This window comes from Flavobacterium plurextorum (assembly GCF_002217395.1).
In the GTDB taxonomy this organism is placed as follows: Bacteria; Bacteroidota; Bacteroidia; order Flavobacteriales; family Flavobacteriaceae; genus Flavobacterium; species Flavobacterium plurextorum.
In genome coordinates this window covers 1-13625 of sequence record NZ_MUHD01000009.1, presented here as the reverse complement: position 1 = coordinate 13625, position 13625 = coordinate 1, and the positions used below count along the sequence as shown (strand labels likewise).

Annotated in this window: 10 protein-coding genes and 1 rRNA gene; 3 read left to right on the top strand and 8 right to left on the bottom strand. The window is 31.5% G+C overall.

What is annotated here, in order from left to right:
- Positions 1-54: 54 nt before the first annotated feature.
- The 5 genes from B0A81_RS04685 to B0A81_RS04665 all read right to left on the bottom strand — a co-directional run bounded on the left by B0A81_RS04685 (position 55) and on the right by B0A81_RS04665 (position 5512).
- Positions 55-1431: a hypothetical protein gene (locus B0A81_RS04685; protein ID WP_089056948.1), complete on the bottom strand. Its 1377-nt coding sequence runs from the start codon at positions 1429-1431 to the stop codon at positions 55-57.
- 64 nt (positions 1432-1495) lie between these two features.
- Positions 1496-2059, bottom strand: a complete 564-nt coding sequence (locus tag B0A81_RS04680) for a DUF4256 domain-containing protein (RefSeq protein ID WP_089056947.1) — start codon at positions 2057-2059, stop codon at positions 1496-1498.
- A gap of 39 nt (positions 2060-2098) precedes the next feature.
- The gene (locus B0A81_RS04675) at positions 2099-2692 is read right to left on the bottom strand and encodes a YdeI/OmpD-associated family protein (RefSeq protein WP_089056946.1); all 594 of its coding nucleotides are present in this window, start codon (positions 2690-2692) and stop codon (positions 2099-2101) included.
- Positions 2693-2829: 137 nt separating this feature from the next.
- Positions 2830-4161, bottom strand: a complete 1332-nt coding sequence (locus B0A81_RS04670) for a sensor histidine kinase (RefSeq protein ID WP_089056945.1) — start codon at positions 4159-4161, stop codon at positions 2830-2832.
- A 1-nt stretch (position 4162) separates the two neighbouring features.
- Positions 4163-5512: a sigma-54-dependent transcriptional regulator gene (locus B0A81_RS04665; protein WP_089056944.1), complete on the bottom strand. Its 1350-nt coding sequence runs from the start codon at positions 5510-5512 to the stop codon at positions 4163-4165.
- Between the two features lie 278 nt (positions 5513-5790).
- Here B0A81_RS04665 and B0A81_RS04660 point away from each other — a divergent pair, with 278 nt between their 5' ends.
- From B0A81_RS04660 to B0A81_RS04650, 3 genes are read left to right on the top strand one after another with little or no spacing between them, the layout of a single operon-like run.
- The gene (locus B0A81_RS04660) at positions 5791-6504 is read left to right on the top strand and encodes an ABC transporter ATP-binding protein (RefSeq protein ID WP_089056943.1); all 714 of its coding nucleotides are present in this window, start codon (positions 5791-5793) and stop codon (positions 6502-6504) included.
- A 4-nt stretch (positions 6505-6508) separates the two neighbouring features.
- Positions 6509-8932 (top strand): ABC transporter permease, encoded by a 2424-nt coding sequence (locus B0A81_RS04655; RefSeq protein ID WP_089056942.1) that lies wholly within the window; start codon positions 6509-6511, stop codon positions 8930-8932.
- Position 8933: 1 nt separating this feature from the next.
- Positions 8934-11357 (top strand): ABC transporter permease, encoded by a 2424-nt coding sequence (locus tag B0A81_RS04650; RefSeq protein ID WP_089056941.1) that lies wholly within the window; start codon positions 8934-8936, stop codon positions 11355-11357.
- A gap of 102 nt (positions 11358-11459) precedes the next feature.
- Here the strand turns inward: B0A81_RS04650 and lpxA are convergent, their stop codons facing one another.
- The 3 genes from lpxA to rrf all read right to left on the bottom strand — a co-directional run bounded on the left by lpxA (position 11460) and on the right by rrf (position 13563).
- On the bottom strand, positions 11460-12233 hold the full coding sequence (gene lpxA / locus B0A81_RS04645) for an acyl-ACP--UDP-N-acetylglucosamine O-acyltransferase (protein WP_089056940.1): 774 nt from the start codon (positions 12231-12233) through the stop codon (positions 11460-11462).
- A 64-nt stretch (positions 12234-12297) separates the two neighbouring features.
- Positions 12298-12861 (bottom strand): Crp/Fnr family transcriptional regulator, encoded by a 564-nt coding sequence (locus B0A81_RS04640; protein ID WP_089056939.1) that lies wholly within the window; start codon positions 12859-12861, stop codon positions 12298-12300.
- Positions 12862-13453: 592 nt separating this feature from the next.
- Positions 13454-13563, bottom strand: a 5S ribosomal RNA gene (gene rrf, locus B0A81_RS04635).
- Positions 13564-13625 lie beyond the last annotated feature (62 nt).

The following is a 13625-nucleotide window of genomic DNA, read 5'->3' as shown; positions in this document are numbered from 1 at the left end:
TTTCTTAAAACCAAGCACAAAAGTAAAACCTTGAAATACTGAATTTTACACTTTTTACTCTTGTTTTAATGATTTAAAAAGAGTTTCAAGTGTAGATTTTTTCTGATTCACTATTATCAATTGACTCTTATCATTTAAGAAAATCATATCTATAAACTCCTTCTCTGGATTAAATTTATATTTTTTCAACTCTGCAAATTTTCTTTGTACCAACTTTAACTTCTCTGCACTGTTTTTTGAAACAATTATAACCTTAGTAAGTGGTGTTTTTTGCATTTTGTCAATACTTACTTCTGTTAATTCCGAATCATATTCGGTTCTTGAACGATAACGAAACATTCTTCTTATCGCACTTACATCTTCTTCATTTTCAGAAAGAACATATCTATAAGCCATGATATTATCAAGGTCGTTTATCCAATTTGGATAATTTTTCTCATACAGATTGATGTAATTATCTATAAAACTCTTGTCAATTGGTTTCTTCTGATTAATATATTCAGTAATCATTGGATAAATTTGTTTTGCCATAAGACTAATATATTTTCTATTATACCAATCTCCAGCATCAATTTTTCCGTCTAATTGTTCATAAACATATCCATTTCCTAATGCTGTTGCTAAAACTTCATTCATCAGCTGATAAGCATAATTACTGCACTTTGATTTATTTTGTTTAAAGTAAGAATCTATATCTTTTTTTACTTCAAGCGATTGTTCGTCATAAATGATATGATAGGTTTCGTGCAGCATAACACTAAACAAATCTTTGTATGAATCTAAATCGGTCTGCACAGCACTAATAAAGTTATTGCAAAAAGCCTGCGCAGTAAATCCTTTAGAATTAGGCAGCGGATAAAAAGCTATTTCGAATGGAATTGAAGTATCCCAGCTGGAATTATAAAACGTGAGTCCCGTTTGAAAATACTTTTCCATGTCATGTTCCTTAGCGTATTTTGTGATCTCTACAAGCTGCTTTTCGAATTTCTCTTTGTTTGGATTATAAATCAGCTCGTTGTAAATAGGTGTAAATTCTAAAATACTTGCTGCTAAATCATTCAGCTGTTTATTAGGAATAAAACCGATTGATCGTATTTTGAAATCTTTTAAATTATCAGTTTCAATCAAGTTCTTTTTCACTATATCTTCCGTTTGCATCGACTTTTTTAAGCCGTAAGGATAATCATCAAATGGAAAACTATAGTAAATATTTAAAAGGTCAAATTTTGACGCTGTACTTTTATATTTCTCCGTATAATATTTTGATTTTTGAAATTCTGTCTTGAAAACATTCTCAGGAGAATTCTCTGCAAGATTTTGCAAAAAAACAAAAACAGCCAATTGTTCTGAATATTTAATTTTAAAAACTGCCTTTTGTCCAAATGCCAAAGTTGTCAAAAGTAAAAAGAAAAGCGAAAATTTATTTTTCATACACTCTATTATGATTTATGCTAATTATATAATTTATTGAAATTATGAATCAAATTTTATTTCTTCAAACCCTTAACGAACCGCGAAATCCTCTGGCGGCATAATACGAATCTGCACCATTATGATATACAAAAACGGTGTTATAACGAAAATCTGAAAAAACAGCACCGCCAAGTTTTCTAATATCAGCAGGCGTTTCGATCCAACTTGAAGTTTTAGCATCAAACTTGCCCAGTTTCTGAAGCTCTCGATATTCTGATTCGTTCAAAATTTGAATTCCCATTTCTTCTGCCATGTTTATGGCACTATCTTTAGGTTTGTGCTCTTTTCGTTTTTCAAGCGCTTCATGATCATAACAAATACTTCGACGCCCTTTTGGACTTTCTGGTGAGCAATCATAAAAAATATATTCTCCTGTTTTCGAATCGTAACCTACAACATCTGGTTCGCCTTCTGTCCTTTCCATTTCATCAAGCGACCATAATTTCTCTGGATTTGCTTTTAGTTTTGCCTCCACCTTACTCCAATCAATTCCTTTGTGTCTATTCAAATTTTTCAGAAAACGAGTTTCCAAAACCCGAAGCAGTTCTTCAGTTCCTTCAGCCGATAATTTTTTATTAGTATTCATGATCTTGTATTTTTTGTTTTGAACTTTCCATTAAACAAATTAATCTTTCAATCCTTTTCCTTCTAAAATTTGAGGAATATTTTTTTCGACTCTTGACTCTCTGGTTTTAGATTGTTTTGGCTGCGAAAAATGCAGTAAATAAGCCCTTTGTCTTCCCGGCGTTAAGGCTTGAAACGCTTCTTTTAAATTAGGCATTTCATCTAATTTTGCTTGAAATTCTGCAGAAACCTCAAAATCTGTTGTCTCTTTCAATTCGACTTTCAAACCCGCTTTTTCGATTTCTATTGCTTGATAAATGTATGTTTTCAGAATTGTCTTTTGATCGATTATTTCTTTAAGATTAGTAAATCTAATTTGACGTGCGGCCTGAACATTCTCAGATTGTTGAATTAAAATACCGTCAGTATCTTTTAATAAAGCACCTTTAAAAAACAAAAAAGCACAATATTCTTTAAACTCATGAATCAAAACAATATTGCTTTTTCCTAAAGTATAACAAGGAGTTCCCCATTTTAATTCTTCGGTAAGCTGACAATCGAGCGCAATTTTTCTGAGTTGCTCCAATTCCTTTTGCCACTTTTCAACTTTATCAAAATAAAAATCAACTTTAGGATTCTCGTTGCCTTTTGTCATGAAATTTTACTTTATGTTAGTCCCTTTTTAAACTATATACTTTTGCTAATTTAGAAAAAATCCTACTTAAGAAATATGCTGCTCAATAATTTTTAAAAGCATAATAAACGAATAGACTATTACATTTTAATGAAATATTATTCAATCAAACAAATCTCGAAAACAGTTTTCCCATTTTCATTCTTATTTGCAATATAGCCTCCGTGCGCTTCAACAATATTTTTAGACAATGTTAGACCAATTCCTGCACCTTCATTTCTTGTTGTAAAAAATGGCAGGAATATTTTGTTCTCAATTTCCTTTTCTACTCCAATTCCAGTATCAGTTATTCTAATAAAAGTTCTATTTTCTTTGGCTTCAGCCGAAATCAAAATTTGTTTTTCGCTGCTGTTTTTTAAAGCATGAATCGAATTTGTCAGCAAATTGATTAATACTTGTTCCATTTGATGCGCATCAATATTAATCCAGTATTTAAACGAAATTGCATTTACAACATTTATTTGCTGCTCGACAAATAACGGATTCATAATTTGAATACAATTGTCGATTAAATGTCTCAACTCTATTTTTTCTTTATTAGGAGAAGGCAGCATTGCGAGTTTTCGATAACCTTCGACAAATTTTTGCAAATGATCGCTTCGTCTCAGCATAGTTTCAACACTATTTTTTACATCTTCTAAATCTTCTGCTGACAGTGAATCTTGATCGACTAAATCTTGTAAGTTTTGGCAAATAGATCGAATTGGTGTTATCGAATTTAAAAGTTCATGCGAAATCACTTTCATTAAATTTACCCATGCTTCCTTTTCTTTTTTCTCAACAACATTCTGAATCGAATCGAGCAAGACAATACAATAATCACGTTCAAAAATCTCAGTTCGCGAAGCCTGTAAAACAAACGTCTGCTGATTTTGCTCGTTTACTCGAATTTCTATTGATGTTTTTATTTCCTGAAAATCATCCTTTTCAATGATTTCACATAAAGTTGGAAGTTGGTTTTTAAGATATTTCCATCTTGAAACTTTTGGAACATTGAAATAGGAAGAAAAATAATCGTTCATTAAAAAAACGTTCCAGTCCTTTTCTTGTTTTTGCAGAATAACGATTCCTGTTTCAATATTATTTAAAATCGAACGATAAATAATATCTTTTGAAACTTGCTCGTTTTGTCTATTCTTCATCGTATCATACAACAGAAACAGCTCTGCATATCTTTTGTCCGTTTTATGTTTGGTAAAATCTGATGTGAAATCATTTTGCAAAATTGAAGAAATGGTTTTGTCGTACAGCAAAACAAAATTGCGGACATAAAAATACATTTCACGAACTATTAGGAAAACAACAAAAAGTCCAAAAACACCAGTGAACAACAATCCTGTTTTAAAAAAATAAATAGAAAATTCGATTCCAATCACAATTAAAATCAATCGGAAAAACAGCAATTTATAAGTTTGAAAAGCTTTAAACATATTAACCAATATTGATATTATACTTCTCTAAACGTCGATACAACGAACCTCTTGACAATCCCAATTCATCGGCAGTTTTACTAATATTATTGCCGTTTTTAAAAAGCGCCTTTTCTATAGCCGTTTTTTCTACTGAAGAAAGCTGAATATCATCTGGATTTTCGTCATAAGGCGTTATAATTTCCAAATCTAAATCGGAGACAGAAATGCGATTGTTTTCGCACAGAATTACCGCGCGTTCAATTTTATTTTCCATTTCACGAATATTCCCATTCCAAGCATGTTTTTCAATTTGTTCCAAAACTTTTTTATCAAAAGTAATTTCATCTCTTTCATACTTTAAAGCCATTTTTTCTAAGAGATATTCAGCCAAAGGAATTTTATCTTCGTTTCGCTCTCTTAACGGAGGCAGAACAATTTCCATAGTATTGATTCGATAATACAAATCTTCCCTGAAATTTTTGTCGGCAGCTTCTAATTTTAAATTTAAATTAGTTGCCGTAATAATCCTGACATTTAATGGTCTGGCTTTTGTTTCGCCTAATCTTGTTACGGTTTTAGTTTGAATAACCTGTAATAATTTTGATTGCAGATGCAAAGGCACATTTCCTATTTCATCTAAAAAAATAGTTCCGTTTTGCGCCATCTCAAAACGTCCCGGCGTATCGATTTTTGCATCTGTAAAAGCACCTTTTGCATAACCAAACAATTCACTTTCAAAAATATTTGAGTTCAACGAACCTAAATCAACAGCAATAAAAGGATTGTTTTTTCTTTCAGATTTACTGTAAATATGATGCGCAAGAACAAACTTCCCAGTTCCGTTTTCACCAAGAATTAAAACATTCGCATCCGTTTTTGCTACTTTATCAGCCAATAAATAAGCCTTTTTTATAATCTCTGAAGTTCCAATAAAAAAGTCATTTTCGATTTCGACCGTTTTTTGTTTTTTCTGATCCTTTCTCGATTTATCAACGGCCTGTTTTACTGATTCTAATAGTTTTTTATTTTCCCAAGGCTTTAAAATATAATCAAAAGCTCCCGATTTTAATCCTTCAACTGCTGTTTCTACTTTACCAAAAGCCGTCATTAAAATCACAACCGTTTTTGGAGAAAGTGTTTTTATTTCTTTCAAAAGATACAAACCTTCCCTTCCGTCTTCAAAACCAATTCTGTAATTCATGTCGAGTAAAACAACATCAATGCTTTTTTCTGATAATAATTCGACAACATTTTTTGGATTATTGAGCGTATAAATCTCTTCAAAGTACTTTTTTAAGTACACTTTTGATGCAAAAAGAATGTCTTCTTGATCGTCGATGATTAATATTGAAGCGTTTGTTTTTTTCATTTTTGTTCGGTTTTGGACGAAAGCTGTCCATTTTTGGACAGTTTAGTTTGCATTGAAAAAATAAAAACGTAAAAATAAAGCAGTTACAGATTTTAAATTTTTGGCACGAAAATCACATTTAGAGTATTAAATCATCAAATATGAGAATCTTTTTTGCTGGTAAAAGTAACAAAAATAGGCATTTATCAATTATATTGTAAACATCTTAATTTTAGAACTGTTTCTTTTACTTCGGCACTAAAAATAACCATCAAACACCAATCTTTAAAACAACAATTATGATCAGTATTACAAAGCTTTCAAAAATTTTTAGAACTGAAGAAGTAGAAACAAAAGCATTAAGCGAAATTTCCTTAACAATTAATCAAGGTGATTTTATTTCGATTATGGGACCTTCTGGAAGTGGAAAATCGACTTTATTAAATATCATCGGATTATTGGACAGTGCTTCTGGCGGAAGTTATAAGTTGTTGGATCAGGAAATGATTGGCACTAACGAAAAGGTAAAATCGAAAGCAAGAAAAGAAAACATTGGTTTTATTTTTCAAAATTTCAATTTAATTGATGAGTTATCTGTTTATGACAATATTGAATTGCCATTGATTTACAATAACGTTCCAGCATCTGAAAGAAAGAGTAAGGTGAATGAAATTGCAAATATTCTTGGTATTGCACACCGTTTAAAACATTTTCCGCAGCAGCTTTCAGGTGGTCAACAGCAGCGTGTTGCAGTAGCAAGAGCTTTGATTAATGATCCTAAAATTATTCTTGCGGATGAGCCAACTGGAAATCTAGACAGTAAAAACGGAAATGAGGTGATGGAATTGCTAACAGATCTTCATGCAAGCGGCTCAACAATTTTAATGGTAACGCATTCTGATTACGATGCTTCTTTTTCGCAAAAAACAATTTTAATGAAAGACGGAATCATACTTTCAGAAAAAATAAATAATAAAAATGTTGATGTTTTTGCTGCAAACTTAAGCAACTAAAATCATGCTGAAAAACTGGATCAACATATTTATATATCACATCAAGAACAACAAGCTCTTTACGGGTTTGAATGTTTTGGGATTGAGTATTGGAATTGCAGGATTGATATTTGCGATTTTGTATTGGAACGACGAACAGAGTTACGACCAATGGAATCCAAACAAAGACAATATATTTCTAGTCGCAAATCAGATGGATCCTACTACATATTGGGCTTCAAGTTCAGCTCCAATTGGATCTACAATAAAAAACATAAGTCCTGAAGTCGAATCTTATTGTTATGTAAACGGAAATTATGATAATGAGATTATTCATTTTGACGATAAAAAAATACAGTCTGACAAAATTCTTGTTGCCCAAAAAAACTTTTTTGACTATTTCCCCTATCAATTTACCGAGGGAAATCCAAAAACAGGTTTACCAGATACGAATAGTATTTGTTTATCTGAAGATTTGGCAGCGCAGCTTTTTGGAAATAAAAGTGCATTTGGCAAAAAAGTAGTTCTTCAAAATCAGGTTTTGGTTGTTCGAGGAGTTTACAAACTAGACAAAAAGTCGATTTTTAATCCTTCTTGTGTAATTAATTTTATGGATGTACGAGTAAAAAATACTATCCAGCAATGGGGGAATTTTCAGTTTATCCTTTTATTAAAACTAAAAAATCCAAATAATACCGATTTAGTTATCAAAAGTCTGTCTAAAACGTACTATGATAATATGACCGTACCTCAAGCCAAATTTCAAGGTATGGCTCCAAAAGAGTTTATTAAAAAATATGGAGAAGTAAAGCCTCATTTAGAATCTTTGGCCTCTATTCGTTTGCATACCAAAACTGGCGGCCTTATAGAAACCAATGGAAATTATCAGCTTTTATTAATCTTTGTAGGTTTATCAATTTTAATCTTGATATTATCTATTGTCAATTATGTAAATTCTGCTACTGCAAATGCTGTAAAAAGAGCTAAGGAAATTGGCGTACGAAAAGTTATTGGAGCTTCTAAAGCGAATATAATACAACAGTTTATTTTTGAAACGGCAATAATTTTATTGTTTTCAATTTTGATTTCTCTTGTAATTGTCGAACTTTCAATCCCTTATTATAATACTTTCTTAGAAAAAAATCTCATATTGCAAGGCGGACAATTCTATCTTCAGTTAGCTGTTATTTTTATTGCGACTGTAATTATAGCTGGAATATTTCCTGCAATTTATGTTTCGAATTTCGAAGTTTTAAAAGTCTTAAGAGGAAATTTTATTCGGAGTAAAAGTGGTGTCTGGCTTCGTAACGGAATGTTGATATTTCAATTTGCCGTAGCAGCTTTTTTTATCATCGGGTCTTATATTGTATATCAACAAATTGATTATATGAATTCAAAAGACCTAGGTTTTAACGGAAACCAGGTTCTTAATATCTCTTATCGAAATATCTATGGCGAAAAAATCACAGATAAAAATCAATTTAGCAGATATAACAGTATCAAAAACCAATTGCTTCGCGTAAAAGGCGTAAAGCAAGTTGCAGGCGGTGGCTTTGTTATGGGAAGAGGTGCAAAATCTGTAATTTCATATCATTACAAAGACATAAATATAGATGGGAGTAATATTCCTATAGATTTTGGACTTCTTGAAATGATGAAAATAAAAATAGTCAAAGGGCGCTATTTAAATCCTGCATATTCTCAGGACACCATTAATTCAATGTTAATTAATGAAACCGCTTTAAAACTATTAAACGAAAAAGATCCTATAGGAAAAAAAATAAACTGGAATGGACAGGACGCAATTATCGTAGGAGTTGTAAAAGATTTTAATATTGGACATCCCGGCGAAGCTATTCCACCAATGTCTATATTTCATTTTAAAAGTGTATCGTGGTTTAACGGTCTTTTGAACAATATTTATATAACAGCAGATCCCAAAACTATGCAGCAGACTATTGCTGATATAGAAAGTTTATGGTTAAAGAAAGTTGACACAGAATATCCTTTTATATATGATTTTGTAGATAAAGAATACAAAAGATCGTATAGTGGTTATGTTAAACAAAAGAATCTTTTTTCATTACTGAACGTGATTGTTATTATAATTGCTCTTATTGGTTTATTTGCGCTGGCTTCTTACTCCATCGAAAGACGCATGAAAGAAATCGCAATTCGAAAAACGCTTGGTGCCGAAACTAATGTTTTATTGAAAGAGCTTTGTAAGCAATATATTCTTTTCAGCATTATAGGATTTATGATCGCTTTATTCCCTGCTTATTATTTATTGAACAAATGGTTAGAGAATTTTGCTTATAGAGTTTCTATTTCCATTTCTCCCTTTTTAATTGGTTTTACTATTTTGTTACTGCTTACTCTCGCAGTAGTTATTTCTCGAGCTTATCAAGCTACAAAAGTTGATGTTTTACAATATTTAAAATACGAATAACATGCTAAAAAATTGGATTAACATATTTATCTATCACTTCAAAAATAATAAGCTGTTTTCAGCTTTAAATATCTTAGGATTATCAATCGGAATTGCGGGATTAATTTTTGCATTACTTTATTGGAATGACGAACACAGCTACAATGCTTGGAATCCTGAAAAAGATTCTGTTTATCAAGTATTAGTTCAATTAACTGACACACCTGTTGGGACTGATCATCCTGTGCGATTTAAACCGTATTTAGAAAAAGATCCAAATGTCGAGAAGGTTGTTTTTGCAGACAGCTGGTATCAAAAGAGTAAAATAATTTATAAAGGAAAAAAAGAATTCGTTGATAAAATAGTCAATGTCGAAAGTGATTTCTTTTCGCTGTTTCCTTTTAAAATTATTCAAGGAAATGGCAGCGATGCAATAAAAGACGGAACAAGTATTGCCATTTCCGAAGATCTTGCAAAACGTGTTTTTGGCAACGAAAACCCAATTGGCAAACAAATAAATTGTTTGGATAATTTGTTCGTAGTTCGTGCAGTATATCAGATTCCTGGTAATTCATCAATTGCGCCAAATGTTGTTGTAAATCAAATGAAAGATCTGGTAAATCCAGATAACAGTCGAAGTTTATTTGCTTTAAAAATACTTTTAAAACTTAAAGATCCATCAAAAGCAGAGCAAACGAGAAAGATGCTCGAAAGAACATATTACGAGGAAGTAATTGTGAAGGAAGGTAAACAAGCTGGTTTTACTCCTGAAGAAATGGAAAAAAAGATAGGACATTTTAGTGTTTTCATGGAACCGCTTTCAAAAGCCAGATTACAATCTGTCACAGATGGTTATCCTGAAGGCCGAGGCAACTATCAGTTCCTTCTGATTATGTTAGGATTATCAATTTTGATTCTCGTTTTATCTATAGTCAACTATATAAATTTGGCTACAGCCAATGCAATAAAACGCGCTAAAGAAGTAGGTATTCGTAAAATTGTTGGCGCATCGAAAACTAATATTATATTCCAATTTATATTTGAAACGATCCTGATTAGTTTGTTCTCAATTTTATTGGCGTTAGTAATTGTAGAATTGACTTTACCGTATTACAACAATTTTTTAAACAAGAATTTAATGATTATTGGAGGTCAGTTTTACTTACAATTGATTCTAATTTTTGGCATTACTATTTTAGCTGCAGGAATATTTCCAGCCATTTATGTTTCAAATTTCGAAACACTAAAAGTCTTGAAAGGTAATTTTTCAAGAAGCAAAAACGGCGTTTGGTTACGTAACGGAATGCTGATTTTTCAATTTGCTATTGCAGCTTTCTTTATTATTGGTTCAAACATTGTCTATCAACAAGTAGAATACCTTAACGATAGAGATCTTGGTTTTAAAGGAGATCAGTTGATTGCTATTGACTTAAATCTTCCGCCTTCTTATTATGAAGGAGAAAATATTGGTCAAACCATTTTCACAAAATATAATACAATAAAGCAAGAGATAAGTAAAATTCAAGGAGTTGAAAACGTGTCAACCGGACTTGTATCCTTTGATGGTTCAGACAACACTTTAGCACCGCTTTTATATCACGATGAGCTTTTTAAAGCAAAACACATCGGAGTAGATTTTGGAATGCTTGAAATGTTAAAAACTAAAATGGCAAAAGGTAGAGGACTTGATAAAAAACTTGCTTCAGATACCATAAATTCAATCATGATCAATGAAACTGCTGCCAAGTTAATGAACATGAAAAATCCGATTGGCCAAGAGATTCTGATTAGAAATCAAAACTTAAAAATTATCGGAATTGTAAAAGATTTCAATTTATTAAGTCCAGAAGTTCAAGTTCCTCCAATGACATTTTTTCATATGAAAACCTTACATCTCGCTGAAAATATGAATGTCGTTTATGTAAAGTTAAAATCAAAAAATATAGAAAACACTATCGCCGACATTGAGAAATTTTGGACTGCAAATGTTGATAAAGAATTTCCTTTTAAGTATGATTTTGTAGACAAACAATATGCGAGAACTTACGAAGCATACGTAAAACAGAAAAATCTTTTCTCATTGTTAAACATAATTGTAATTCTTATTGCTTTGTTCGGACTATTTTCTTTGGCTTCTTACTCAATACAAAGACGAATGAAAGAGATTGCAATACGAAAAACTCTAGGCGCAGAAACGAATGTATTAATAAAAGAATTATCAAAACAATACATTCTATATTGCATCGTAGGATTTTTAATTGCTTTATTTCCTGTCTATTATTTATTAAATAAATGGTTGCAGAATTTCGCCTTTAGAATAGATGTCTCACTCTTTCCATTCATTTTCGGATTCATAATTTTATTAATTCTAACCCTAATAATTGTATTATCTAAAGCCTATGCAGCAACAAAAACAGATATTCTGAAATATTTAAAATACGAATAACAGGAATATAACAAAAACATTTTTAAATTAAATTGTTTATAATTAGTCGCGAAAGGCTCCTTAAGAAATTAAGGAGTCTTTCTAGTTATAACAGTTTAGACTTTAATATGAAGAGCCTTTTACAATTCCTCTTTTTGATTGTTTTATAAAATCGAGAATCGAATTTCGCTCTGTACTTTCTTCAAATTGACTTTCAATTAATGCCAAAGCCAAACTTGTATTCCTTTTTTCTTGAAAAATAATTCTATAAATTTCCTTTAATTCATTGATTTTCTCTACATCAAATTTTCTTCTTTTCAAGCCAATGCTGTTCAAACCAACATAACTTAAAGGTTCATGTGCAACTGTAATATAAGGCGGAATATCCTTTACAACTCTGCTCATTCCTGAAATCATGCTATGATCTCCAATATTTGAAAATTGATGTATTGCAGAAAAACCACTAATATTAACCCAATCTCCAACAGTTACTTCTCCAGCTATTCCCACATTGAACCCGATAACACAATTATTGCCAATTAAACAATCATGACCAATATGAGCATTTGCCATAATCAAATTATGATCTCCTATTATAGTTCTCCCTTTAGAAGCCGTTCCTTTATTTATCGTTACAAACTCACGAATAATTGTTTCATTTCCAATTTCAAGTAATGAATATTCACTTTTAAACTTTAAGTCCTGCGGATTTCCAGCTATTACAGCTCCAGAATGTATTTCGCAATTTTCTCCAATTCTAGCACCGTTTAACAAAGTAACATTATTTCCTATCCAAGTATTATCTCCAATTACAACATCGTTTTCAATCGTAGAAAAATTACCAATACGAACATTGTTTCCAATAACAGCAGAATTACCAACAACACTATTTTTCAATATTTACTAATTTAATAAGAACACAAATATTGAAAAAAAGAAACTACAATTTCTTGATCTAATGTCAAGTAATTGAAGCCCGAATTCTGCTTAATGTTTCCTGGCTGACACCAATAAGTGAGGCAATGTCTTTCAGCTTAGCTTTTCTAATAATTTGAGGAAATGATTTAAGAAGATATAAATATTTCTGCTGAGCACTCATTAATCTAAACTGATGATGAAATTCATTTATTTTAGAAAGATAAAGCCGAAGCAATTTCAAGTGAAAACTAGAAAATAACGGATAGCTTAGCAAAATTTGTTCATCATCGAAAGACAGCGAATAAACAGTAGTTTCTTCTGAAGCTTGAAAACTCTCAAATGATGGTTTTTGCTCAAAAAAACTGCTCATCGAAGTAACAAATTGATTGTCCGTATAAATCCATTTTGTTACCTCAATGCTTTCGTCTATAGAAAAGCGACGAATAATACCAGATTGAATAAAATAGACTTTATCACATACTTTTCCTTCTTCAATGATAACTTCGTTTCTCTTAAACTTTTCTTCAACAAAATATTTTTTTACTGCTTCTTCAGTCTCTTCATCCAGCTTTTGAAAGCTATTTATTACATGTAGTAGTTCCGTCATATCCTAAATTATAGTAATCCAAATTTATCAATATAATTAACAAGCTTCAGAATTTCTTTTCGATCCAACAAAAGCAGCTTCTTCCCTAAAATAAAAGCCACAGAATAACTTTTTTCATCCGAAGATAATCTTGCTCATAAAAAACAAAAAACAGCTTTAAAACTGCCAAAAGCAAAAACTGCCTATCAACTACTACAATTTAGGGCGTTTCCCTTCGGGCCGGGCTGTCCGCTGTATCTTTTGCAAAGAGCTTTCAGTTGAAAAAAGATCTTTATGTTCCCGCAAAAGGATGCCGCTTCCATCCCTAACGCTAACAAATTACAAGATCTCTTTCTGTCTTCCGTCTGATTCTATCAATAAAAAAGATAAACTCAAGTTCGTATTTTCGACTGCCGAGATACAATCTGTATTTCACGGCACTGACTTCTAAACCACTATAAACCAAAAAATCCCTATCAATTAAATGATGTGGATTCTCAAAAGAAAGGCGACGACCCCGATGGCTGTCGGGGCTCCCGCAATACACCATACTTTTGGGTATTTGCGTAAAAACAAAAAATCCTCATCAAATAAATGATGAGGATTCTTAAAAGAAAGGCGACGACATACTCTCCCACATAACTGCAGTACCATCTGCGCAGGCGGGCTTAACTACTCTGTTCGGGATGGGAAGAGGTGAGCCCCGCCGCAATAACCACCTTAAGGTTGTTAGTTGCTTTAGGCAACTTTTTTAACTAACAATTCATTATGAACAATTGATAATT